The organism is Rhodococcus sp. NPDC060176, assembly GCF_042728675.1.
Classification (GTDB): Bacteria; Actinomycetota; Actinomycetes; order Mycobacteriales; family Mycobacteriaceae; genus Rhodococcus_F.
Genome location: NZ_JBHWYS010000004.1, coordinates 225,120 through 250,276, shown reverse-complemented (window position 1 = coordinate 250,276; position 25,157 = coordinate 225,120). Strand labels below are relative to the sequence as shown.

General features: G+C 63.7%; 19 protein-coding genes. 4 read left to right on the top strand and 15 right to left on the bottom strand.

What is annotated here, in order from left to right; all coding sequences use genetic code 11:
• Positions 1–234: 234 nt before the first annotated feature.
• The 10 genes from ACFWEM_RS20760 to ACFWEM_RS20715 all read right to left on the bottom strand — a co-directional run bounded on the left by ACFWEM_RS20760 (position 235) and on the right by ACFWEM_RS20715 (position 12,952).
• On the bottom strand, positions 235–1,245 hold the full coding sequence (locus tag ACFWEM_RS20760; protein ID WP_230817654.1) for an alpha/beta hydrolase family protein: 1,011 nt from the start codon (positions 1,243–1,245) through the stop codon (positions 235–237).
• A 330-nt stretch (positions 1,246–1,575) separates the two neighbouring features.
• Positions 1,576–3,495, bottom strand: a complete 1,920-nt coding sequence (gene zomB / locus ACFWEM_RS20755; RefSeq protein WP_378536529.1) for a flagellar motor control protein ZomB — start codon at positions 3,493–3,495, stop codon at positions 1,576–1,578.
• Positions 3,473–4,378 carry a decaprenyl-phosphate phosphoribosyltransferase gene (locus ACFWEM_RS20750; protein WP_003943808.1) on the bottom strand — a complete coding sequence of 302 codons (906 nt, stop codon included), beginning with the start codon at positions 4,376–4,378 and terminating at the stop codon, positions 3,473–3,475. Before ACFWEM_RS20750 ends, zomB begins: the two co-directional genes overlap by 23 nt.
• The gene (locus ACFWEM_RS20745) at positions 4,379–4,909 is read right to left on the bottom strand and encodes a phosphatase PAP2 family protein (protein ID WP_378536527.1); all 531 of its coding nucleotides are present in this window, start codon (positions 4,907–4,909) and stop codon (positions 4,379–4,381) included.
• Entirely contained in the window at positions 4,890–6,803 is a 1,914-nt protein-coding gene (locus tag ACFWEM_RS20740) for a glycosyltransferase (protein ID WP_003943981.1), read from the bottom strand. Before ACFWEM_RS20740 ends, ACFWEM_RS20745 begins: the two co-directional genes overlap by 20 nt.
• Positions 6,800–8,014, bottom strand: coding sequence for a UDP-galactopyranose mutase (gene glf, locus ACFWEM_RS20735; RefSeq protein ID WP_378536524.1), 1,215 nt, complete (start codon positions 8,012–8,014; stop codon positions 6,800–6,802). The genes ACFWEM_RS20740 and glf overlap by 4 nt, the downstream gene beginning before the upstream one ends.
• 69 nt (positions 8,015–8,083) lie before the next feature.
• Positions 8,084–9,007 (bottom strand): MBL fold metallo-hydrolase, encoded by a 924-nt coding sequence (locus ACFWEM_RS20730; protein WP_378536521.1) that lies wholly within the window; start codon positions 9,005–9,007, stop codon positions 8,084–8,086.
• Positions 9,008–9,116: 109 nt separating this feature from the next.
• The gene (locus ACFWEM_RS20725) at positions 9,117–10,268 is read right to left on the bottom strand and encodes an acyl-CoA dehydrogenase family protein (RefSeq protein WP_283306458.1); all 1,152 of its coding nucleotides are present in this window, start codon (positions 10,266–10,268) and stop codon (positions 9,117–9,119) included.
• 2 nt (positions 10,269–10,270) lie between these two features.
• A complete protein-coding gene (locus ACFWEM_RS20720; protein WP_007731825.1) occupies positions 10,271–11,452 on the bottom strand; it encodes a thiolase family protein in 1,182 nt (393 codons plus the stop codon).
• Between the two features lie 90 nt (positions 11,453–11,542).
• Positions 11,543–12,952: an amino acid permease gene (locus ACFWEM_RS20715; RefSeq protein ID WP_378536518.1), complete on the bottom strand. Its 1,410-nt coding sequence runs from the start codon at positions 12,950–12,952 to the stop codon at positions 11,543–11,545.
• A gap of 170 nt (positions 12,953–13,122) precedes the next feature.
• On the opposite strand from ACFWEM_RS20715, the gene ACFWEM_RS20710 reads away from it, so the two are divergent.
• A complete protein-coding gene (locus ACFWEM_RS20710; RefSeq protein WP_003943944.1) occupies positions 13,123–14,616 on the top strand; it encodes a PucR family transcriptional regulator in 1,494 nt (497 codons plus the stop codon).
• A 104-nt stretch (positions 14,617–14,720) separates the two neighbouring features.
• Here the strand turns inward: ACFWEM_RS20710 and ACFWEM_RS20705 are convergent, their stop codons facing one another.
• Complete coding sequence (locus tag ACFWEM_RS20705; protein WP_378536516.1) at positions 14,721–16,283, bottom strand: SpoIID/LytB domain-containing protein; 1,563 nt, start codon at positions 16,281–16,283, stop codon at positions 14,721–14,723.
• Between the two features lie 331 nt (positions 16,284–16,614).
• Here ACFWEM_RS20705 and ACFWEM_RS20700 point away from each other — a divergent pair, with 331 nt between their 5' ends.
• Positions 16,615–18,612 carry an N-acetylmuramoyl-L-alanine amidase gene (locus ACFWEM_RS20700; RefSeq protein WP_378536514.1) on the top strand — a complete coding sequence of 666 codons (1,998 nt, stop codon included), beginning with the start codon at positions 16,615–16,617 and terminating at the stop codon, positions 18,610–18,612.
• 37 nt (positions 18,613–18,649) lie between these two features.
• Here the strand turns inward: ACFWEM_RS20700 and ACFWEM_RS20695 are convergent, their stop codons facing one another.
• Positions 18,650–19,471: an HAD family hydrolase gene (locus ACFWEM_RS20695; RefSeq protein ID WP_378537153.1), complete on the bottom strand. Its 822-nt coding sequence runs from the start codon at positions 19,469–19,471 to the stop codon at positions 18,650–18,652.
• A gap of 190 nt (positions 19,472–19,661) precedes the next feature.
• Here ACFWEM_RS20695 and ACFWEM_RS20690 point away from each other — a divergent pair, with 190 nt between their 5' ends.
• Positions 19,662–20,369, top strand: coding sequence for an Ltp family lipoprotein (locus ACFWEM_RS20690; protein WP_378536512.1), 708 nt, complete (start codon positions 19,662–19,664; stop codon positions 20,367–20,369).
• A gap of 25 nt (positions 20,370–20,394) precedes the next feature.
• On the opposite strand, the gene ACFWEM_RS20685 is transcribed toward ACFWEM_RS20690, so the two are convergent.
• Together ACFWEM_RS20685 and ACFWEM_RS20680 are read right to left on the bottom strand one after the other, a co-directional pair.
• Complete coding sequence (locus tag ACFWEM_RS20685) at positions 20,395–21,129, bottom strand: lysophospholipid acyltransferase family protein (RefSeq protein WP_378536510.1); 735 nt, start codon at positions 21,127–21,129, stop codon at positions 20,395–20,397.
• A 3-nt stretch (positions 21,130–21,132) separates the two neighbouring features.
• Positions 21,133–21,888, bottom strand: coding sequence for a 1-acyl-sn-glycerol-3-phosphate acyltransferase (locus tag ACFWEM_RS20680; protein ID WP_230817678.1), 756 nt, complete (start codon positions 21,886–21,888; stop codon positions 21,133–21,135).
• A 93-nt stretch (positions 21,889–21,981) separates the two neighbouring features.
• On the opposite strand from ACFWEM_RS20680, the gene ACFWEM_RS20675 reads away from it, so the two are divergent.
• Positions 21,982–22,821, top strand: a complete 840-nt coding sequence (locus ACFWEM_RS20675) for a hypothetical protein (RefSeq protein ID WP_378536508.1) — start codon at positions 21,982–21,984, stop codon at positions 22,819–22,821.
• 10 nt (positions 22,822–22,831) lie between these two features.
• On the opposite strand, the gene ACFWEM_RS20670 is transcribed toward ACFWEM_RS20675, so the two are convergent.
• Positions 22,832–25,157 (bottom strand): beta strand repeat-containing protein (locus ACFWEM_RS20670; RefSeq protein WP_378536506.1); only part of this gene is annotated, 2,326 nt, incomplete at its 5' end.

Sequence of the window (25,157 nt, the reverse complement as noted above, 5' to 3'; positions counted from 1 at the left end):
TACGTTCGGTCCGCGCGTCGATCGTGGAGCCGCCTGAGCAGCCAGACCCCCGTTGAAACTATTTCTACACGCAAACGATCCCCGCTTGGGGTAGCCGCGCTGTTACTGGTGGTGCAATTGTTACTGACATCCGGCGCTCGTGCAGCACCTGAATACACAAGTGCCGTCCCGGTTCTCCTTCGAGGAGTCCGGAACGGCACTGGTGAAGTGACTAGGTCACGGGATCGCGCACGATCACCAAGCGTTCATGGTGTCGAGGATCTGGCCGCGAGCCTTCCACAGCTCTGCCGACCAGTACGGCCACGAGTGCGTTCCGTTGGACGGGAAGCTGTAGGTGGCCGGGATACCCAGCGAGTTCATGCGGATCTGGAATGCACGCGTGTTGACCAGGGCGAGAGCTTCGAGGCCCATGCCGTTAGCCGTGTTGTAGTAGTCGATCGGTGCGCGCGGGTGGTCGTATTCACCCGGCAGGCCGCTTGCCGACGAGATGTACATCGACAGGCCCTGCAGACGCGGCGCGAAGACGAACGGGTCGTTGCGCAGCCAGGACGGGCTCCACGGCGGTCCCCACATGGAGTCGACGTTGAAGCGACCGGCATCGAGCATTGCGACGCGGATTGCCTCGCGCATGCCGGGAGCCGAGATGTTCAGGTAGCCCGACAGCGAGCCGGCGAACTTGAACTGGTCACGGTGGTAAGCAGCCAGCGTCAGAGCGGCGCTGCCACCCATCGAGAGACCGAGAACCGCGTTGTTGGTGGGCGAAACGCCGTAGTTCGCGAGGAAGTTGGGGAGTTCCTGCGTGAGGAACGTTTCCCACTTGTACGTGATCTGCTGGCCGTTGAAGTTCGACGGTGCATACCAGTCGCTGTAGAAGCTGGACTCGCCACCGACGGGCATCACGAGGGTGATGTTGTCGTTGCGGTACTGGTCCATCGCATTGGTCTCGAAGCTCCACGCGTTGGCGTCGTTACGCGCACGCAGGCCGTCGAGGAGGTAAAGAGCAGCGTTTCCGCCGCGAGCGGCCCACTGGACCTGGACCTTGATGTTGCCCATCGAGGAGGGCACCCACAGCTCGTCGTATCCGCCCGACTGGACGGTGCGGCTGGGAGCAGTGTGCGCGGGCGCAGCAGAGGCGACAGCACTACCGGCAACACCTGCAGCAAGGGGAAGCACAAGTGCTGCGGCACCGATGGCCAACGCTCGGTGCTTGAGGCGCTGGGTCAGCCTCTTTCTGGCAAAACGCATGGATACTGCTCTCTCTCTTCGTCTGCGGCACCCACTCGGTGAGTGGTTCCGGCGGATTCCGTCGGGGAACAGGCTTTTCTGCCAGCCTGAACGAGTTCAGGTCGGCAGCGGACCTCTTCCAAGTCACACTGCGCTCGCTGGACTTTATGTCACAGGTTCAGCTGTGACAAATAGACAGACCGTTACGTCCCAGTCCGCGAGCGACACCGTCGTCACCCCTGGGGGGCGATTCAGGTTAGGTGAATCGTCTTCGAGTACATCGTGGCCAATCGATTCGGTGTTACTGAATCGAAATATTCAAACCTTCAACTGTCGGTGATGCTGATCACATCACCTGGGTGACTCCGGTGGCACTAGCCCGCAGCGTTCCAATTCGTAGGCCGGAACCCGGTCGAATCGGTACTTCGCGAAGTCGAATGCCTGCTGAAAGTTCTGTTTGAATCTGGCCCAGGTCAGCTCGGAGCGGTACGACGTCAGCAGCTCCTGCGTTTCCGGGCAGGTGATGGCCAGCTTCGCGTCCGCAACCCAGTCCTCGTCGAGGAAGAACGGCAGCCACGGGCGAACGTCGATCATTCCCGTGTCCGCGACTACCCAGTCCGGATAGAGATTCTTGTCGTGCCCGATCCGGCCGTCCTCGAGTCGCTCGGTGTGAGCTGCCAGCGGGTACGCCAGCCCCATCTGATCGAGCACGCGGACGTCGAGGCCGACGTTCATGCTCGTCATTCCGAGGTTGAGGAAGAAGACGACGTGCTCGGCCGGCTCTTCGAGCGGTCCGGGCGGTGGGACGACGAACCAGGAGTCGTAGCTCGCCGACGGCAGCAGCAGCCCACCCTCCGGGGTGCGCGCGATGGTCTCGACCATGGCACGCATCCGCGGATAGTCGAGGTAGTCCTCGGCGAGGATCGGGTGCTTGTGACCGGTGTTGAGTGCGTAGAACGCGCGCTCGTCGACGATTCCCGAGCGACCCACCACGGAGCCTTCCGGCATCCCCGTCGTGTTGGCGGCGAAGAAAGCCCAGATGATCGTGCCGATCCACAGCACCGCCGAGACACCGAAGATTGCGGTGTCTCGGTTACTGCCGAACGCTGACCGGGCGGGCACCCGCAACGGAATGACCGCGACCGGGATGAGCAGACAGAACAGCACCGGCAACAGGACGCGGCCGTGCATGAAGTCGCCGCCGACGCGCAGCGAGTAGATCCCGAGGATCAGCCCACTGCCGAGAATGAAGGTGACAATCGCCCGCGGGGTACGCAGGAACTGTTGAAAGAGCTGCCACAGTGGGCGTGCTGGTTGATCGATGGCGGTGGCTGGTGCATCCGCTCGGCTTCGCCACACGAGCAGCAGCGCACCGATGAGCAGGAACAGCAACGGCAGCCAGAGCAGGTACGGCCCGACGAGGTTCCACAGGTACGCAAAGCCCTGCGCCCACTTCGCGCCACCGGCGTCCTTCGACACCGCGGTGTTCGGGTACGGCAAGGCGTAGTAGCCCATTCGCCAGATCTGATAGGCCACCGGGACAAGTCCGGCGACGACCACGATCAGTGCGCGAATCTTCCAGGTCAGGCCCGCGGAGAGAACGATCATCATCAACGCGGCAGCACCGGGAATCGCCATCTCCGGGCGCACGAGTGGCCCGAGTCCGGCAACAAAGGAAAGGACCAGAATCGACGCCGTGGACGGCACTGACGCCTGCGCCCACCGAACGAGCAGTAGCCACAAGAGCGCAATCCAGAAGATCACCAGGCACGTTTCGAGCCCGGACGTGGCGAAATCTCTCGCAGGCGGGACCGCGATGTAGACGAGAACACCTGCCGGGACCAGCAGGATCGTTCCTCCCGCCGACGGCCGAACGCCGCGGTACAGACGACCGGTGCCGAGCATCGCCAGCACGACGGCGGCCGTCGAGAGCACGAGCGCGATCGTCAGGACGACGTATTCGAGGCGGATCTGTGTGAGCCAACTGAACGCGTAGACGATGTACGTCCACGCGGTACTCGTGTTCGCCTCGACACGCTCACCCGCATTGAAGACCGGGCCGTTTCCCGCCAGCAGATTGCGGACGGTTCGTAAGACGATCAGTCCGTCGTCAGCGATCCAGCGACGCTCCCACGCACCCCAGAACATGAGGGCAGCAGCAAGCACCACCCCGCCGAGAAAAACTCCTCGACTGAGGGTGGTGCGATTCGCCGCAGTGTCGACGTGCGGGTCGGCCTCGGTGCGTGGCTCAGACGAGGTAGACAGCGACACCCACTACTCCGATCCACGCAATCGCGAGGAGTTGCAGCACCCGGTCACCGAGCGCGATCTCCTCAGGCTCTCCGGCTTCGCCGCCGTCGACGTCCACCGCGTATCGCAGCACCGCGATGGTGAACGGCACCATCGAGATGGCGTACCAGTTGGTGCCCTTGATGGCGTCCTGTTGGAACGCCCACAGTCCGTAGCAGAGGACCAGCGTCGTCGCTGCCATTGTCCACACGAAACGCAGGTACGTCATCGTGTAGCTCTCGAGGGACTTACGGATCTTCGCGCCGGTCTTCTCGGCCAACTGCAGCTCGGCGTAGCGCTTGCCTGCGGCCATGAAGAGCGAACCGAACGCCATCATCAGCAGGAACCACTGCGAGAGATCGATCTCGGCGGCAACGCCACCGGCGATCGCTCGGAGCAGGAAGCCGGACGAGACGATGCAGATGTCGATGACGGCTTGATGCTTCAGACCGAAGCAGTACGCGAGCTGAATGACGATGTACACGCCCATGACCACGGCGAGTTGCCAGTTGGCCAGGAAGGACAGTCCGATCGCGCCGGCCAGCAGTACGACTGCCATGCCGTAGGCGATATTGACGGGCAGAACTCCGGCCGCAATGGGACGGAACCTCTTCGTGGGGTGTGCTCGGTCGGCTTCGACGTCCATCGCGTCGTTGACGAGGTAGATGCCCGATGCCGCCATACAGAACACGACGAACGCCAGCGCGACGGGCAGGAGCACGTCGGCTTCGGTGGCGGTTCCGGCCGCGATGGGCGCTGCCAGCACAAGGACGTTCTTGACCCACTGACGTGGGCGAAGCGCCTTGACGATGCCGGCGGGCAGCGACTTCGGGGGTCCGCTGACCGTAGCCGGTTCCTCGCTCATTTATCTCCACATTTCTGTTCGGCTCTGGCTTCTTCGACCCGGCGAAACTACCGCCGCGGATGCGGCTCCCAGTGCCGCTCCGGCGAGTACGTCGGTCGGGTAGTGAACTCCCAGGACCAGACGCGAGAGCATCATCGGGGGCACCAGCAACGCCGGTAAGGGTAGCCCGGTGAGTCGACCGATCAGCACAGCCGCTGCCGTCGTCGACGTCGCGTGTGAAGACGGGAAGCTGAGCTTGCTCGGCGTCGAGACGTTGACCTGCACCGACGGATCTGAAGGCCGCTTGCGCCGGACGACTCGTTTGATCACCACGGAGGCGGCGTGTGCACCGAATGCTCCGACAGCTGCTCCGGCCCATTCGCGTCGGCGCGGCTTGTCCACGGCAGCTCCGACGGCAGCGATCGCGATCCACCCGAGGGAGTGCTCACCGAAGTGAGACATACCGCGGGCGACCTTGACCGCTCCGGGCAGTTGCCCGACGGTCGATTGAATTCCGGCCAGAATCTGTACTTCAGGAGATACCGAAGACACGTTCCCACCTTTCCGTGCTGGTCAGTGAAGGAACGGCGTCCTGATACTGCTTCTTGAGCTCAGGGAAACGTGCGGCGAGCTCGCGCCGCAAACGCATGGCTTCCTTGAGCAGTTCGAGGGCCTGCTTGGGGTTGCGCTTGCGGTAGACGACGCCGCGGCCGTCGGCGGTGGTGACGGTGACGCCGTCGACCTGTGAGAGCAGGTACCACCTGGCGTCGATGGTCGGCACGTTGAGCTGAGGACGCTCGTGATGCTCCGGGTGCGCAGGCTTGAGGTTGTGTACCACGGCCTTGCCGACGCGGACGATCTTCGCGACCGGGTTGGTCGGCGCGCTGACGTCCCCGACTTCGGCGCCGGAGGGCAGCGGTAGCGCGGTCGCGGAGGGCACCACGACGGCGTCGGGGTACTCCTTGCGCTGCGCGTGGACCTCACCGAGTGCCGTCGGCAGCATGTTCGCGACGTGTTCCGGTCCGGCGAGGAAGTCCGCGATTGCCTTGTTCTGGATCGCGACGGTGGAGTATTCGAGGCACAGCAGGTGCTTGAGAGTCGCCTTCACCGTGTTGACGACAAGGCCGCGGCCGTTGCCCGGCATGTGGAGCGCGGCCACCACCAGACGGTTACGGAGGTGGAAGTACGCCTGCCAGTCGATGGCGTCGTCCTTGTCGCTCCAGGCCATGTGCCAGATCGCGGCACCGGGCAACGTGACGGTCGGGTATCCGGCTTCCTTTGCGCGCAAACCGTATTCGCAGTCGTCCCACTTGATGAACAGAGGCAGCGGCTGCTTGAGTTCTTCCGCGACCTGGCGCGGGATCATGCACATCCACCAGCCGTTGAAGTCGACGTCGATGCGGCGGTGCAGCAGTTTCGAATCTCGCAGCGAATTCTTGGAGAAATCGTGGTCGTATTCGACGTTCGGCGCGGCAGACCACATGAAGATCCCGCGGTTGACCACTTCACCCATCACGTGGAGGTGGCTGCGTTCCTGCAGGTTGAGCATTTGCCCACCCACCAGCATCGGCGACTTCGCGAAGCGCGAGAAAGCGAGCGCGCGAAGGATCGAGTCGGGTTCGATCTCGATGTCGTCGTCCATGAACAGGATGTGCTGGCACTGCGTGGTCTTGAGTGCCTCGTACATGATTCGGCTGTATCCGCCGGAGCCGCCGAGGTTGCCCTGATCGTGAATGGCGAGCCGATCACCAAGTGCTGCAGCAGCTTCGGCGAACCCGGGTTCGTCGCGCACCTTGCGGGTGCCCTGGTCCGGCATGATGACGGCCTTGATCACGTCCGACACCAGCGGATCCGAAGACAGCGCAGCCAGAGCCTTGACTGCGTCGGTCGGGCGATTGAACGTCGGAATACCAACGGCGACCGTCGCTTCGCCGGGAGCCTCGACGGGCGCGTACCAGCCACCACTTTCTACGACTACGGCTGTATCAGTGGTGATGTCGAACCAGATCCAGCCGCCGTCCTCGAACGGTGCCAGTTCCACCTCGAGTTCGACCGCGGCATCGCCGTCGGCAAATTCCTTGCCTTCCACGTGAATTCGCGAGGAGTCCGCCTTGGAACGGTAGACATCGACGCGGCCGTGTCCGGACAGTTCGAGCCGAAGGACCACCGATTTCAGGATGGACCAGCGACGCCAGTAGCTGGCGGGGAACGCGTTGAAGTACGTGGCGAAGGAGACCTCTGTCTCGGCTCCGAGCGCGACGGACGTACGCGAGGTGGAGTGCGCCCGACGACTGTTGGTCGAGGCTTCCTCCAGGTACAGCGTGCGAACGTCGAGTGGTTCGCCGGCGCGGGGAAGGATGATCCGAGAGAGCAGGGACTTGCCGAGGTAGGTCACCTCGTCGCCGGTGACGGCGTCTTCGCCTTCGAGTAGATGACGTGCGTTCATTCGTTCTCCCCTGCCAATTCCGCACCCGTTTCGAGATGCGGGCGCAGGGTGTTCTCGAACATGGTCAGCGCGCTGGCGATTGCCATGTGCATGTCCAGGTACTGGTAGGTGCCGAGACGTCCACCGAAGAGGACCTTGTTCTCCGCGGTCTCCTTCTTGGCGCGTGAGCGGTACGCGGAGAGCTTCTCGCGATCCTCGGGCGTGTTGATCGGGTAGTACGGCTCGTCCTTCGCCTCCGCGGCACGTGAGAACTCACGCATGATGACGGTCTTGTCGGCCGGGTACTCGCGCTCCGGGTGGAAGTGACGGAACTCGTGGATGCGGGTGAACGGGACGTCCGCGTCGTTGTAGTTCATGACGGGGGTGCCCTGGAAGTCTCCGGTGGGCAGAACCTCGGTCTCGAAGTCGAGGGTGCGCCATCCGAGCGAACCTTCGGAGTAGTCGAAGTAGCGGTCGAGCGGGCCCGTGTAGATGACAGGTGCGTCGGGGCTGGCGGTGCGAAGTTCGTCGCGGACGTCGAAGTAATCGGTGTCGAGGCGGACCTCGATCTTCGGATCCTTTGCCATGTTCTCGAGCCACGCCGTGTAGCCGTCGACGGGCAGACCCTCGTACGTGTCGTTGAAGTAGCGGTTGTCGAAGTTGTAGCGGACCGGCAGGCGGCTGATGTTCGCCGCGGGCAGCTCGGTGGGGTCGGTCTGCCACTGCTTTGCGGTGTAGTCACGCACGAATGCTTCGTAGAGCGGGCGTCCGATCAGGGAGATCGCCTTCTCTTCGAGGTTGGAGGCATCCTTCGAGTCGATCTCGCTGGACTGCTCGGCGATGAGGGCGCGTGCTTCTTCGGGCGTGAAGTACCGACCGAAGAACTGCGACACGAGGCCGAGTCCCATCGGGAACTGGTACGCCTGTCCCTTGTGCAGCGCGAAGACGCGGTGCTGGTAGTTCGTGAACTCCGTGAACTGGGTGACGTAGTCCCAGACCTTCTTGTTGGAGGTGTGGAACAGGTGGGCACCGTACTTGTGGACCTCGATGCCGGTCTCCGGCTCTGCCTCCGAGTATGCGTTTCCCCCCAGGTGGTGACGGCGATCCAGCACCAGCACGCGCTTACCCAGTTGGGTAGCGGCACGCTCGGCGATGGTCAGCCCGAAGAATCCCGAACCGACGACGATCAGGTCGTACTGGGCACGGGCGGTCTCTGAATTTGCAGCGGTCACGATGAACCAGGGTATCGGACCTGTTCGGAAGCCGAGGGTTGGATGCGTCACCAGGGCCGATGCGGCAAGTCAGGACGCTGCGAGACCGACCAGACCGACGGCACTCGGCACACCCGTCGCATCGAAACCGATGGTGATCGGTTCGTCGACCGGAAAGTGCGCGGGAAGAAGAAGGAGTCCCTCTGACGCGCAGCGTTCGAGAAGTGCGCGGCGGGTGACCCTGGCGATGTCGGGGTCAGCGTCACCGCCCTGGCTGAGGTCCGGGTACAGAAACTGAATCGGATGGTGGATCACGTCGCCGGAGATGACGGCGCCACCGTCGGCGGTGCGAATCTCGATCACGATGTGACCGGGCGTGTGGCCGGGCGCGCTGCGCACGACGACGCTTGCGCCTTCGGACTCGGCCAGGACATGGCCGTCGTCGACTGCCGCCCACTTCGCCCCGTCCAGAACGGGACGGACGCTGTCCTCGAAAGTCTGCGCGAGATCCGAGACCACTCCTTCGTGTGGACCGTCGGCGGCGAGTTGTTCGAGCGCGGTCAGTTCGGCGCGGTCGAAAATGTAGGTCGCGCGGGGAAAGGTGGGCCGCCAGGTTTCGGCGTCGAGGTTGGTGTTCCAACCACAGTGGTCGGGGTGCAGATGTGTGCTGACCACCAGATCGACATCGTCCACGGCGACGCCGGTGGCTGCGAATCGCGAGAGGTAGTCGGTGCCGAACATGTGGTGCGGCAAGAGGTTCGGCCGGTGCTTGCTGTTGCCGTTGCCGGTGTCGACGACGATGGCCTTGCCGCCGATCTCCACCAGGTAGGTGTGGATGGCAAGCACGAGGTCACCACTACCCTCGTCGAAGAACTCCGGTGTCAGCCGCGCCGACGCTTCACTGATCTCGGCCTCACTCGCCTGGGGAAAGAGCTCTCGCGGCGGGAACGGCCAGTGCGCCAGTTCGGTCAGTTGGGTGATGCGCGCCGATCCGACGTCGATGGTGAAGCTCATCAGTGTTTGCCTTCCGAACAGCTCGATACCGCTTGTAGGCACACAAAGGGCACCCACCGAAATGCTCGGTGGGTGCCCGGTCGGTGTCAATGGTTTTCGACGCCGGTGATCAAAGACTCTTTGCGATGATGCCCTTCATCACTTCGTTGGCACCGGCGTAGATCTTCTGCACGCGGGAGTCCTCGTACATGCGCGCGATCGGGTACTCACGCATGTAGCCGTAGCCGCCGTAAAGCTGCACGCACCGGTCGACGACGGCGCATTGCTGTTCGGTGAGCCAGTACTTGACCATTGCGGCGTCGGCGCCGTCCAGCTCGCCGTTGAGATGATCCTCGATGCAATTGTCGAGGAACACGCGGCAGGTGCGTGCGATCGTCTGGCACTCGGCCAGCTCGAAGGCGGTGTTCTGGAACTCGAAGAGACTGTGCCCGAACGCTTGACGCGCCTTGGTGTATGCGACGGTCTCCTCGACCGCACGCTCGATGGTGCCGATGGCCTGCGCGCCGATGATGAGGCGTTCCTGCACCAACTGCGCCATCAGTTGACCGAAACCGAGACCCTCGGACTCGCCGAGGAGATTCGAGACCGGAACGCGAACGTCGGTGAAGGACAGCTCGGACGTATCGGCGCCGTGCTGACCGACTTTGTCGAGCACGCGGCCGACGGCAAAGCCTTCGCAGTCACGAAGATCCACGATCAAGAGCGAGACTCCCTTGGCCCCGGCCTTGGGATCGGTCTTGACGGCGAGCACGATCATGTCGGCGCTGCCACCGTTGGTGATGAAGGTCTTCGACCCGTTCACTACGTAGTGGTCACCGTCGCGGATCGCGGAGGTGGTGATGGCCTTGAGGTCGGAACCTGTTCCGGGCTCGGTCATTCCGATGGCGCCGAGGATTTCACCCGTGGCCATGCCAGGCAGCCAGGCCTTCTTCTGCTCTTCATTGCCGTACTCGAGGACGTAGTGGGCGACGATGCCACTGTGCACCGAGTTGCCGAGTGCGTAGTCACCGCAATAGCCCTGCGCCTCGAAGACAGCGAGATCGTGCGCGAAAGTTCCACCGCCCCCGCCGTATTCCTCGGGAATCGAGCAGCACAGCAGGCCGAGCTTGCCGGCTTCGAGCCACACGGATCGGTCGACGCGATGCTGAGCGTCCCACTGCTCACGCTTGGCGATGAGTTCACGATCGAAGAAACCACGGGCCAGTTCGGCTACTGCGGTGATCTCGTCGTCGTGCCACGACGGCTTGCGCTTGGTCGCCATGATCAGACCCGCTTCAGCAGGGCAGCGAGTGCCTGACCGCCGCCGATGCACATGGTGACGATGCCGAATTCGAGGTCGCGGCGGACCATGTCGCGGGCCGCGCGCAGGGTCAGGATGGCTCCGGTGGCGCCGACCGGGTGTCCGAGGGCGATTGCTCCGCCGTACGGGTTGGTCTTCTCCGGATCCAGGCCACTGTCACGGATGACGGCGATGGCCTGCGAAGCGAACGCCTCGTTGACCTCGGCGGTGCCGATGTCGGAGGGCTTCAATCCTGTTTGCGCAAAGAGCTTTTCGAGGGCGAGCACGGGAGCGTAGCCCATCAGGCCGGGCTCCATGGCTGCTGTCGTGACTGTTTCGAGCGTGACAAGTCCGGTGAGGCCGCGCTTGGCTGCCTCGGTGCCCGTCGCGAGGACGAGTGCGCCGGCGCCGTCGTTGATGCCCGACGCGTTACCGGCAGTGACGGATCCGCCCTCTTCGAATGCGGGGCGCAACTTGGCGAGGGTTTCGACGGTGGTTCCGGGCTTGGGATGCTCGTCCTCGGTGACTGTGACGGAGCGCCGACCACCGGTCTCGACAGGAGTGATTTCCTCGGCGAATGCTGCCTTCGCTGCGTCGGTAGCGGCGCGGCGCTGCGATTCGACGGCGAACTCGTCCTGCTGCTCGCGGCTGACGCCGTACTTGCGGGCGACGGCTTCGGCGGTGCGGCCCATGTGGGCTTTGCTGAACGGGTCGGTGAGCATGGCGACGGTGCCGTCGACGAGGCTGCGATCGCCGAGCTTGTAGCCGGATCGGGCAGCGAAGTCGTAGAACGGCATGCGGGACATGCTCTCGTCGCCGCCGGCGAGGGTGATGGCAGCTGCGCCCCAGCGCATCTGCATCGCCGCAGACCACACGGCCTGCAGGCCGCTGCCACAGAGGCGGTTGACGGTGTAGGCGGGGACGTTCTCGGGCAGCCCGGCGGCGATGCCCACGCGTCGTGCGTTGTAGGCGTCGGGGCCGACCTGGCCGATGCAGCCCATGACGACCTCGTCGATGTCTTCGGGTGCAACGCCGGCGCGGCTCAGCGCGGCCTTGGCTGCTGCGGCGCCCAGCTCGTGTGCGGGGACGTCCTTGAAGACGCCGCCGAAGCTACCGACGGGGGTCCTGGCCCCGTCGACGATGACGATCGGTTCGGGTGTGGTCATGATTGTCCCCATCTGCTGTGCTCACGTCGATTTCTTCGTCCGTGGCCGATACTAGGACATCGAAGTATCTCGCAGATGGGGACGTTGGTGTCAGGGTGTGGGAGCGCTCTCGGCGACGGGCACGACCTCGGCGTCGGTGTCGGTGTCCTTGTGGTTCCGGTAGCGGTAGAGCCCGATACCCACGAGGATCGCTGCGAGTCCCAGAGACACGAACATCTGACTGCGAGTCGAGTCCAGAGTGAGCATGCCGATGCAGAGCGCGATGATGGCTGCGATCGTGGCGTAGGTCAGGTACGGGAAGAACCACATCTTCAGCTCCAGCTCCTGGCCCGACGCTTCGAGCTTGCGGCGAGTGCGCAGCTGGGACACCGAGATGACGAGCCAGACGAACAGCGCGATCGCACCGGAGGAGTTGACCAGGAACAGGAAGACCTTGTCCGGGGAGAGGTAGTTCATGCCGACGGTCAGGAAGCCGACGATCGTCGAGACCAGAACCGCGCGCATGGGTACGCCGGTCTTCTCGATACGTGAGAGCGACTTGGGGGCGTCGCCGCGACCGGCGAGGGAGAAGATCATGCGGCTCGCGGTGTAGAGACCGGAGTTGAGGCAGGACAGAACCGACGTGAGGACGACGACGTCCATGATGTTGCCTGCGGCCGGAATGCCGTACGAGTCCATGACGGCGACGTACGGGCTGAGCGCGACGGACGCGCTGTCCCAGGGAAGCAGCGTGACGACAACGGCGATCGAGCCGATGTAGAAGATGAGGATTCGCCAGACGACGGATTTGACGGCTGCGCGAACGGCTTCGAGCGGGTTGGCCGATTCACCGGCGGCGATGGTCGCGATTTCGGCGCCGAAGAACGAGAACACGACCACAAGGACTGCGGCGAGCATGGCTCCTGTTCCGTTCGGCAGGAAACCGCCGTGACCGGTCAGGTTGGTCATGCCGGGCGCTTCGACGCCGGGCATCCATCCGCAGATCGCCACGATGCCCATACCGAGGAACGCGATGATGGCGACGACCTTGATGGACGCGAACCAGAACTCGAACTCGCCGAACGACTTGACCGAGATGATGTTGGTCAGCGTCAGCACGATCATCAGAATCAACGCCCAGGTCCACTGGGGAACCCCGGGAACCCAGCGATTCATGATGAGGGCACCGGCGGTGGCCTCGATACCGAGCACGATGATCCAGAACCACGCGTACAGCCAGCCGATCGAGAAGCCAGCCCAGCGGCCGATGGCCTTGTCGGCGTACGAGGAGAACGAGCCGGTTTCCGGCGACGCTGCCGACATCTCACCGAGCATGCGCATCACGAGGATGACGACGACGCCGGCGAGTGCGTAGGAAATCAGGACGCCTGGGCCCGTCTCCTGGATCGCCACACCGGAGCCGACGAACAGTCCGGCGCCGATGACGCCCGCGATCGCAATCATCGACAGATGCCGCTTCTTCAGCGTGTGCTGAAGTGCGGGCGGTTCTGTACTGGACATCAGTACTCCTCGTTGGCTGTTCGGGACGTGGATCTCGGTGACGCTCTGCTGGAGCGCAATTTCGATAGCGCCAGTGTCGGACCTTCGGCAAGCTCGCGTCAGGCTCCACTTTGTACAAACGTGACCGCAGGCACTACAAAGTGGCGGGTTCGGGGTGCCAGACTGGACCCATGCCCATCACGCTCCGTCAACTCTGTGCGACCGAACAGTTCGGCCTTCGCGTCCTGGCTGGGCACGACCAGCTCGATCGCACCCTGACCTGGGCACATGTCTCCGAACTTCCCGATCCGACGCCTTTCCTCGACGGCGGTGAACTACTGCTCATCACCGGGGTGTCACTACCGACGACGGCCGCGGAAACGACCCGATTCGTACGGACCCTGGTTGCGGCCGGAATTGCCGGAATCGGTTTCGGAACCGGCCTCGGATACGAGCAGGCGCCGCAGACTCTGGTGGATGCGGCCACCCGTTTCAGTGTGCCCCTACTCGACGTCCCGTTGCGAACTCCTTTCATCGCCCTGACCAAAGCGGTGTCGAAGGCGCAATCCGACGACGACATGAAAGCGCTGCGCAGCAACTACCAGAGCCTGCGGCGACTACTTCAAGCTGCGGTGACGGTCAACGGCACCCGGGCGGTCGTACGACGGGTGGCGGAATTGATCGGCGGATGGGCGGCTCTGCTGGACTCGGCCGGACATACCGTCGAGATCTCACACACCGCCGCGGCCGCCGGAATCGAGCGAACGGCCCCTGAGCGCGATGCTCGCCCGATGGAGGTCAGCTTCCTCACGAGTGAGAACGAGGACGTCATCTCCCATCCCCTGCTGACGTCGAGGGGAAAGCTGATGGGATACCTCGTCGCCGGTTGCCCTGGCGCCGTCGGTTCGCTGAATCAGGGCATCGTCATCGCAGCCGCATCTCTGCTCACCTTGATGACGGCTCGGACCCGAGATGCGCAGTTGACGATGAACCACTTGCGCACCGTTGCGATGCATCAACTGTTCGAAGGCCAGAATGCGCTCGCCCGCAACATCTCCGGTGAACTGTGGGGAGGATTTCCGGTCGAACCTTTCCAGGTCTTCCACGTAGCGGGTCCCAGCGGCCTGCTCGAGAGCGTGTCCGTCTCACTGCTCGACGGCCTCAGCCGCGATCTGGCCTTCGGCATCACCGACGGCGCACTGATCGCCGTAGTCTCGGCCACGGACAGTGGACGAATTCTCGCTCGTGTCAATGAGATCGACGTAACCGTCGGCGTGTCGGACATGTTGTGGTGGGACGATCTTTCGCGCGCCAGACGCCAAGCAGCGCAAGCAGCAGCCGAGGCCGGCGCCCGCAACCTGCCCTCGATGCGGTTCGCCGAACTCTCGGAGAGTGGATTGTCCGCGTTTCTCGATCAGGATCGCTCGACGGCATTCGCGGCGGCACACTTGCGCCCGCTTCTGGAAGCGAAGGGCGGTAGCGATCTCTACCGGACCTTGGCCATGTGGCTGGCACACAACGGGGTGGGCGACGCCGCAGCAACAGCGCTGAATATTCATCGACATACGTTGCGCAGCAGACTCGCTCGGATCGAGAGCCTTCTTCAGCTCGATCTCGGCTCCCCCACGGAACGCGCGGAGTTGTGGCTCGAGTACCGTCTGCTCGGCGACGCTCCGACCATCTGACAAGTCGACCGATATCCCCTGAAGCGACCTGAAGGGCCCCCACCGGATTGCGGCGGAGACCCTTCAGAGTCGATACGTGCGAGTCGCTACCGACCGACCTTCCCCTAGCTTCCGCCCGTCGGTATCCACTCGCGGAGCACGTTGGCATCAACTACCTGCGCACCCAAAACCTTTGTCCAGATGATGGTTCCGTTTTCGTAGACACGGAAAGTGCCTGCTTCGGAGGGCAACTGCATCTCCGGGCCGACAGGAGCACCGAGAGAGCCGGTTTCACCGCCGAGCTCCCGATACTTCTTCTCGATCTGCGTCTCCGTAACCGTACCCGATGGATCCAGGGATTGCGAATTGGATTCCGGCACTGTCGATTCCGAATCCGGTGCCACTACCACACCGGCACCGTCACCGATGGTGAACCAGTCCGATTTCAGGCCGAGTTTCTGACGGAATTGCATTCCGGTGGCACCGACCGTGCCGCCTGTACCGACCACCTCGACTGCCGTCACTCGTCCACCGTCGGTGCCGAACCCGTTGCGCGAGAGAATCTTGAGTGATTGCAGCTCGCCGACGCCGAAGGCGTCCGCAATCTGCCCTGCGGTCAGATTCACGGTCCAATCGTGATTGGGAGACAGCGCGTCGCCAAGATCTTCGACGGCTGGGAACTCACCGCCGGAGCTGTAACCTCCTGTGGACGAAGAGAATTCAGTGGCCACGATCTTGCCGTCACGTGACAGAACGGCGCCGGCGGTGGAGCGAACCGCTTCGGTGGTGCGGGGATCTTCCTTGCCCGCCCCGCCGTACACCTGGCAGTCCTGCGTGTCGCAGGTGTCGGCGTACGAGGACCGATGTTCGGTTGCAGCATACGAGCGCGCTGCCACGGCTTGAGCCCGGAGTGCTTCGGCCCCACCGGAATCGGCCCATTCCGCCTTTGCCTCCACCGGCACTACGCCGAGCAGGTAATCCTCCATGTCGAGAAGATTCACCGTCCGCGCCGAGCCGTTGTCGAGCACTACGCCGAGGGCACCACGATAGGGCGCGTCGTTGTCGCACAGCTTCAGGAACTGGTCGGCGGGTCGATCAGGACCGAGATCCACCGGGTCCACCCACGGATGATCGGTGACCGCTTCCCAGACGACCCCACCACCACATCCACTGGTGACGACCACCTGTGCACCGCCACCGGGCAGTGCAGTGAGGTGGGCAGCCTCGCCGGGCGCGGTGCGCTGGCCGTTGACCACCAGGCCGGCGTCGGAGTAGACGTCGAGCGTCGAGTTGTCCTGGGCCGTGAGCCGCACACTCATCTGCGCGGGCGGAATGGAGTCCAGGACAGTTCCGCCGTAGTAGTGACTGAGGATTCGCTCGCCGGACCACCCGTCATTCTTGGCGTAGCCGTAAGCGCCCCACTGACCCATTCCCCGGCCGTGTCCGTTGCCGTGACCGGAGAGCGTGAATTGTGTATCGGCGGCGACGGCGTGCAAAATCGACGGCTCGTCAGCGCGGATTTGCGTGAAACCTCCGATCGCGACGCCGAGTGCGAGAGCTGGAACGAGTCCGAGGACCGAGACCCGCATCAGTGAGGTTCGCCTCCCGGGTCCGCCCACCAGAAAGCGACCTGCGCGACCGGACACAGGCTTCTTACCTGCAGTTCCGCTTCTTCCGCTTCTCGCCATCAATGCTCTCCTCATCGCTACCGGCCTCACGAGTCCGCGAAGTCGGTACTCCGCGCGCAGGCCAGTCCACAACGATTTAACTAAAGTCTCACCCTAAGGTTGAGCGTTATGGACTTTTGTGACTAGTGTGGCAAGAGTGTTTGGAGTTAGCAACACCAGTCACACGAGTCACACCAGCATCACGAGTTGCAGACGTACGCGTCCGAAAACTGGAGTTCAACCCCAGAACATGGCATCCGACCTGCTCGGATCCGGTTTTGAAGGATTCCGTTCACGGCCGTCATCGGCCCTGAAGTTCGCTCGCAAGTAACTACAACCGAGGAGTAATCCCTTGCCACACCGTCGACCGAAGCCCTCGCTCGTACTCGGGGCTGTAGCCGCAGTGGCTGTCGCAAGTCCTTTTGCGGTCTACGGCTTCACGAGCACTACGTCCGATGTACGTTCCGCGAACGAAACGACGTCAGTAGCAGTGCCGACCCAGATCGCAGAGGTGCTCCTCGCGTCGGTGCCCGACATCATCATTCCGGTCAAGGAGCTGACCGGTCTCGATCTCCCCGACATCAACCTCGGTGATCTGAGAAACCTCAAGCTCCCGACCGAAATCCCGCTACCTCCCGGGATCACGCTGCCGACCGAGCTGTTCCCGGCACCCGCTGCTCCCGGCGGCCCGACCGAGACCGCTCCGGTTCCTTCCCTGGAAGAGCCAGGCGCTGTGGTCAAGGAAGTCACCCGCGATTCTCCGTTCAGCATGGTCGCGTTGACCTCGGACACGATCGCCTCGGCGCAGTCCAAGGTCCGCGCCCTCGCCGAAGACGGCACCTGGGGCCCGTGGTTCACCCCTGATGCCATCGACTCCGCCAGCTCGGATCAGGCCACCAACTCCGGTACCGCCACCGAACCGGTCTTCGTCGGCGCCACCAAGTCCATCCAGATCCTCACCCCGCAGGGTGCCGCTGCCCCCGCAGCCGAGGCTGTGCCGGTTCCGGCACCGGCTCCGGCTCCGGAAGCAGCACCCGTGCCGGAAGCAGCACCCGCTGAGGCGCCTGCGCCTGCTGAAGCACCCGCGGCCACCGGCGAACTCGGGTACACCCCAGCTTCGGTGTCCAAGCCGCTTCGCCAGGTGACGACGGCAGCAGATGCCGTCACCGCCGTGTTGATCGACCCGGGTGCCAGCGAGGCAGACAGCAATCTGCAGGCCGTCGCAGCGCCGCTCGGCGGCAGCGGACCGTCCGTCATCACCCGCGCACAATGGGGCGCAGACGAGTCACTTCGGTGCGACTCCCCCACGTACGACGACTTCATCGGCGGCGCGACCGTTCACCACACCGCGGGTAGCAACAACTACACCAAGGAAGAATCGGCCGGCATCGTCCGCTCGATCTACGCCTACCACGCACGGACTCTCGGCTGGTGCGACGTCGGATACAACGTCCTCGTCGACAAGTACGGTCAGACCTTCGAAGGCCGCGCAGGCGGACTCGACAAGGCAGTGCAGGGCGCACACGCCGGCGGCTTCAACGAGAACACCACCGGTATCGCAATGATGGGTGACTACTCCACCGTCGAGCCTTCGCAGGCGACGCTCAACGCCGTCGGCAAGTTCCTCGGTTGGAAGCTCGGCATGGCTGGACTCGATCCCAAGGGCCGAACGACGATGTACTCCGAGGGCACCGAGTTCACGCCGTACCCGCAAGGCGCAGCAGTCGATCTGCCGATCATCTTCGCGCACCGCGACGTCGGAAACACGGCTTGCCCTGGCGATGCCGCATACGCACACATGAACGACATCCGGAACATCGCGGCCGCGAACATCGGGGGATCGTTGAACCCGTCGAACCCCTCCAATCCGTCGACGCCTGCGCCCAAGCCGACCACTCCGGTCGACACGGTCACCGGTGGCACCGGATCGTCGATCCCGGATCTGGTCACCCAGATTCTGAAGATCACCGACAATTCACCCCTTGCGCAGAAGTGGATCGCCGAGGGCGGAGACCTCGGACGTCTCGGCCAGGCGCTGTCCGGAATTCTGCAGGCGAAACTCGGCAACCAGGGTGCGTTGTTCCAGAACGGCGCTGTTTACACCTCACCCAACGGCGGAGTGTTCACCGTGCTCGGCGAGATCTTCAAGTCGTGGCAGAGCTTCGGTTCCGACGCGGGTGAACTCGGATTGCCGATCTCGGACGAGTACTCGATCCCGGACGGCCTGCGCAGCGACTTCGAGAACGGTTCGCTGATCTTCAACCAGATCACCGGCATGGTCACCAAGGTCCTCAAGACCTACAACGAAACCTTTGCCCAGGAAATGGCCAACAGCGCGCCTGTCGGCTGACAGTCGAGCAGTACACGTCCTCGGGCGCTGGTGGGTTCTACGACCACCAGCGCTCGAGGACTTTTGCGACCCCGTTCTCCGAATTGGTGTCCGTGACCTCGTCGGCTGCGGCTTTGGCTTCGGGGTGAGCGTTCCCCATGGCCACGCCGAGGCGTGCCATCCCCAGCATCGGGATGTCGTTGGGCATGTCCCCGAAGGCAACCAGACCCGACAGGTCGAAACCGAACCGCTCCGCGGCGGCAACCAGTCCCGATGCCTTCGTGATTCCCGGCGCCGAAAGTTCGATCAGTCCGTTCTCGGTGGAGTACGTCATGTCGGCGAGCGCACCGACGTGTGGGGCGAGCGTGTCGAACATCGCCGTGCTGGTCATGCCCGGACGACGAATCAGGAGTTTGACGGCAGGCGCCGCAAGCACTTCGTCCTCGGACATCTCGGTGTTGTCCGGATTGAGCCAGGCGTGTTCGTAATCCGGTGAGCTGACGAACTGCGGAGTGGCGGCGTCATGTGCGCTCTCCCCCACCCGTTCCGCGGCCAAACCCGACCCGGGGAGTGCGACCAAAGCCAGTTCGGAGAGTTCGGTGAGTGCGTCGACCGACAAGGTCGCGGCACTGAGGACGCGGTCGGCGTAGCTGTCGTACACAACGGCTCCGTTGGCGCAGACGGCGAGTGGCGCGTATCCCAAGCCTTCGACGACGGGCGAAATCCAACGCGGAGGACGCCCGGTTGCCAGTAGGAACGGCGTGCCGGATTCGACGACGGCATGCACGGCGGCGCGGGTGCGGGCGCTGACCAACTCGTCGTGATCGATCAGGGTGCCGTCGACATCGGAGGCGACCAAGGTCGGGCGGTCAGGGCTGATACGACGGTCTGGGCTCACACCGCCATTGTGCCCGTCCGGTACGACGGTCTCGTTCAGCGCGCCCGCTTCGCGCGTCCGCACCGCACCGGACATCGCGAAACCTCGAGAGATTCGCACAAATCGCATTTCAGTCCGACCGGTCTGGTATCTATTGCGGGAGAACACGACTTTCACAAAGGGAGAAACGCCCATGTCCGTGCCGCCCGATCTGCCCCCGCCGCCCTACGGGAACCCCCAGCCTTACGGGAACTCGCAGCCTCAATTCCAGGTGCCTCCGCCGCAACCGCAACCTGAGAAGAAGTCGAGGAAGTGGCCGTGGATTGCCGGTGCGGTCGTCGTGTTGCTCGTCGTCGCAGGCCTCCTCGGTGGACGCGACAAGGACGACTCGAAGTCCACCGCTGCACCGACCACCACCGCTGCACCGACCACCACCGCTGCACCGACTACCACTGCTTCTACGACGCCTGCAGCTGTCGCACCGATCGTCAGTGCGCCGCCCGCTGCTCCCGCCCCGCCGTCCAGCAAGGTGGCGGCGCCCACGACGACCACTTACCAGGCGCCTGCACCTGTGGTCACTCCGACAGTTGCGCCTGCCCCGGCCAGGCCGCAGGTCAGTTCCGGTCAGCGAAACGCCGTCCGATCTGCCCAGCAGTACATCGACATGACTGCCTTCTCCCGCAGCGGACTGATCGAACAGCTCGAGTACGAAGGGTTCTCCACCGAGGATGCGACGTACGCGGTGGATAATTTGAACGCGGACTGGAACAAGCAGGCTGCACTGAGCGCCGAGCAATACCTCGAGATGACGTCGTTCTCCAGGTCCGGACTGATCGAGCAGCTCGAATACGAGGGCTTCACGAGTGCGCAGGCCGAGTACGGAGCTGACGCCGTGTACTGACGCATCAGCGCACAGCGCCCTTCTCTCAACGCGCCCGCTTCGCTCGTTCCTGTGCGTCCATTGCGGCGGCTTCCTCCGGCGTCGGTGCGCCACCGCCGAGTCGGCGCGGCACCCAGTACGCCCCGGGCTCGTGCACGAACCCGTCCTGCACGTGGCACAGGATCGCATCCATCTCGATGCGTAGGATCTCGCTCAATGCTTCGGCGGGCTCGACCGGATCGATCGGTGCGCCCACTTCCACCGAGATCGGGAAGTGATTGCGGCCCAGATTCTTCGGTCCGCCCTTGGTGACGATCCGCTGGGCTCCCCAGACGATCAGCGGAATGATCGGAACACCGGCGTCGATGGCCATCCGAGCTGCCCCGGATTTCATTTCCTTTATCTCGAAGCTCCGGCTGATCGTCGCCTCCGGGTAGACGCCCAACAATTCGCCCCGCTTCAGGGCGTCGACTCCGGCTCGATACGCCTGCGCTCCGGCAGAGCGATCGACTTCGATGACTCCGCATCCACGCATGAGGAAGCCGAGTACCTTGTTGTCCGCCAACTCGGCCTTGGCCATCACCCTGAGCTTGCGTTTTGCGGTGCCGACCGCCAGAGCGGCCGGGATGAAATCGAGGTAGCTCGTGTGGTTGATCGCGATGACGGCGCCACCGGACACCGGGACGTTCTCAGTCCCGGTGCGGGTGACCTTCACACCCTGGAAACCGCTCAGACCACGCGCGACTACCTCGACGGCGGTGTAAACGGGTTCGAAGGGCATGGGTCAGCCTTCGGACTTCCGCGCCTCGCGGGCTTTGGCTTTTGCCGCGGCTTCGTCGGCGTCCATCTTGTCCGCCTGCTCGAGCGTCGGCGCGCTGCCACCGAGGCGGGCCGGCACCCAGTACTCACCTGCCGGATGGTCGTAGTTCTTCTGCAGATCGAGCAGCAACTCCTGCATTGTCGAGTGCAGCTTCGCCGTCAGCTCACTCGCCGGCTCGAAGGGCGCGATCGGCTCGCCGACGGCAATGGAGATAGGAGTGTTGGTGCGGCCCAAACGCTTCGGATAACCCTTCGTCCAGACGCGCTGAGCGCCCCAGATGACGACGGGAACGATCGGGACGCCGGCCTCGATCGCCATCCGGGCGGCGCCGGACTTGAATTCCTTGATTTCGAAGCTCCGACTGATCGTGGCTTCGGGGTACACACCCACCAATTCGCCGCGCTTGAGGAAATCGACGGCTGCCTTGTAGGAGTCGGCGCCCGCGCCGCGGTCGACCGGGATGTGCTTGAGGGCCCGCATGATCGGTCCGGAGATCTTGTTGTCGAAGACTTCCTTCTTGGCCATGAACCGGATGTAGCGCTTCGGGGTCCGCGCCGGCAGTCCCGCATACGTGAAGTCCATGTACCCGGTGTGGTTGATCGCGATCACGGCGCCACCGGACGCCGGGATGTTCTGCTCTCCCTTGACGGAGAACTTCAGGCCCTCGAAAGCGAAGACGGTACGGGCGATGCCGATGACTGTTCTGTAAACGGGATCCACAGTTCGCTAGCGTAGACGGGAATCCGTGATCTGACCCGCAGCAGTTCTGGGGTGGATGTTGGTCAGAATGTCGCAAAAGGGGCGTACGAACGAATGAAGTCGGCAGGACGAGCGGCAGTGGGGGCAGTCGCACTCGCCATGACGTTGGCGATAACCGCATGTGAGGACGACGGACGGACGGGAATCCTGACCGACGAACCGTCTCCGCCCACGACTGAAACCACGACGACAACCACTCTCGCACCCACGACGACTATTGCGCCCGCCGCGCCGGTCGCGCCACCGCCGGTTGGTGACGTGCCCGGCAATCCGGCCGCTGCGCCGGCCTTGGCGGCCTGGGCGACGGACCTGGTGTCTTTGGACGTGGACGGACTCACGAACGCGTGCTGGACGATGCCGCCCACCACGGTCGCCGACCGATACTCGGACATACCCGCCATCCTGACGGCCATCTCAGCACCAGGTATCGACGGCCAGTACGCGGTCACGTGGAGTGGCGGCGGACTGTCCGTCGCCGCCAAGCGCTCGGAGATCGCGTCCGGCTACGCGTGCCCGTTCGTCTTCCCTGCGGGGCAATCCAATTTCTACACCGCGGCCGACGCTTCCCATGCCGTCGTCAGGTTTCTCTCGCGCGCAACCGGACGGCCGGTCAACACCCGTGACGTCGAGACGTTCTATCCGCTGATCTGCCCCGGCAACGGTCCGTGGGATCCGGACGGCACCGGGGCCACCGGACAACCGCCGCTCAAGCTCGACCCGAATCAGCTGGCCGGTATCAAGTCTTTTGATGCCGACGCTGCAACAGTCACTCCGGTTCGCGGCGACTACGTCCGTGTCACCCTGCCCGTCACTGACAGAACCGGTAACTCACGCTCGATGCAGTTCACCCTGTCGATCGGCCCCGAGGGATATTGCCTCGGGGCCGCGACCTGAGCTGCTTCGGTCAGGAACCGAACGGATGGAAATCGCTCGAACCAGCACTGCCGGAACCGAGACTGCCTGAGCCACCGCCGGTTGCAGCCTTGATCTGAATTGCGTGGGCAGTCGAGGTCGAGCCCGTGAATCCGGCTGCGCCGCTGTAAATTGCCGTGATCGAGTGCGTGCCAGTTGTCGTGAAGGTGTGGTTGAGCGCCGCGATCCCGTTGACCACCGCAACAGCGTCACCGATCGGGGTGTCCCCATCCATGAACTGCACGGTTCCACCGTTCTGCACCGAACTGACAGCCGCCGACAGGGTCACCGACTTGTTCACGACGGCATCGGCAGGCACCGTCACCACAGTTTCCGTGGTGACATCCGAAGGCGCAGGAGCCGTCACATTCACCGTTCGAGCCTGCGCCGAAGACCCGATTACACCGGCTCCGCCCGAGTACACCGCCGTGATGCTGTGTGCACCAGCAGAATTAAATGTATGCGATAGACCAGCAACTCCGGCCGTCACCGCTGAAGGACCGCCGATTGCAACGCCACCGTCGTAAAACTGCACGGTACCGACACCGACAGCGTCATCCGACGACGTCCGGACAGATGCCCACAAGTCTTTCGCCACACCAGTTTTGGCGTCGGTGGGGACGTTCAGTTCAACTACAGATTCCTGGTCGGCAACGCTGACCTGAACAGACTTCGCACTCGCAACCGAGTTCTTGAATCCGGCGCCCGCAGTGAAATCAGCGGTAACACTCTGCACGCCAGCAACATCGAACGCATGCGACAGAGTCGCGGTCCCACCGGCAACAGTCACCGGGCTTCCGATTGCCGTGCCGTTCGACTTGAACTGCACCGTACCGACAGCGTTCGAGGGAGCCACCGTGGCCGTCAGATCAACCGCCGTACCCGTGATCGCCGTAGCCGGAACCGAGAGTGACGTCGTCGTCTCCACATCAACCGGAGCCGGATCAGAGACCGTCACCGTCTGAGTCGACGCCGACGAACTCACAAAGCCCGCACCGGCAGTGAAGTCAGCGGTAACGCTCTGCGCGCCAGCAGCATCGAACGCATGCGACAGAGTCGCGGTCCCACCGGTAACAGTCACCGGGGAACCGATCGCCGCACCGTTGGACTTGAACTGCACCGAACCGACAGCAGTGTTCGGAGCAACCGTCGCCGTCAGATCAACAGCCGTACCTGTGATCGCAGTCGCCGGAACCGAGAGTGACGTCGTGGTCTCGACATCCACCGGAGCCGGATCAGAGACCGTCACCGTCTGAGTCGACGCCGACGAGCTCACGAAGCCAGCGCCAGCGGTGAAGTCAGCGGTAACACTCTGCGCGCCAGCAACATTGAACGCATGCGACAGAATTGCGGTCCCACCGGTAACAGTCACCGGGGAACCGATCGCCGCACCGTTGGACTTGAACTGCACCGAACCGACAGCAGTGGAAGGAGCAACAGTGGCCGTCAGGTCAACCGCCGTGCCCGTGATCGCCGTAGCCGGGACCGAGAGTGACGTCGTGGTCTCGACATCGACCGGAGTCGGATCCGACACGGTCACCGTCTGAGCCGACGCCGAAGAACTGACGAAGCCAGCGCCAGCGGTGAAGTCAGCGGTAACACTCTGCGCGCCAGCAGCATCGAACGCATGCGACAGAATTGCGGACCCACCGGAAACCGTCACCGGAGAACCGATCGCCGTGCCGTTCGACTTGAACTGCACCGAACCCACAGCAGTGCTCGGAGCCACCGTCGCCGTCAGATCAACCGCAGTGCCCGTGACCGCCGTAGCCGGAACCGACAGCGACGTCGTCGTCTCGACATCCACCGGAGCCGGATCCGAGACCGTCACCGTCTGAGCCGGCGCCGACGAACTCACAAAGCCCGCACCGGCGGTGAAGTCAGCGGTAACACTCTGAGCGCCAGCAGCATCGAACGCATGCGACAGAGTCGCAACACCCGAAGCAACTGCAACCGGAGAACCGATCGCCGTGCCGTTCGACTTGAACTGCACCGTACCGACAGCGTTCGAGGGAGCAACCGTCGCCGTCAGATCAACCGCAGTGCCCGTGACCGCCGTAGCCGGAACCGACAGCGACGTCGTCGTCTCGACATCCACCGGAGCCGGATCCGAGACCGTCACCGTCTGAGCCGACGCCGACGAACTCACAAAGCCCGCACCGGCAGTGAAGTCAGCGGTAACACTCTGAGCGCCAGCAGCATCGAACGCATGCGACAGAGTCGCAACACCCGAAGCAACTGCAACCGGAGAACCGATCGCCGTGCCGTTCGACTTGAACTGCACCGTACCGACAGCGTTCGAGGGAGCAACCGTCGCA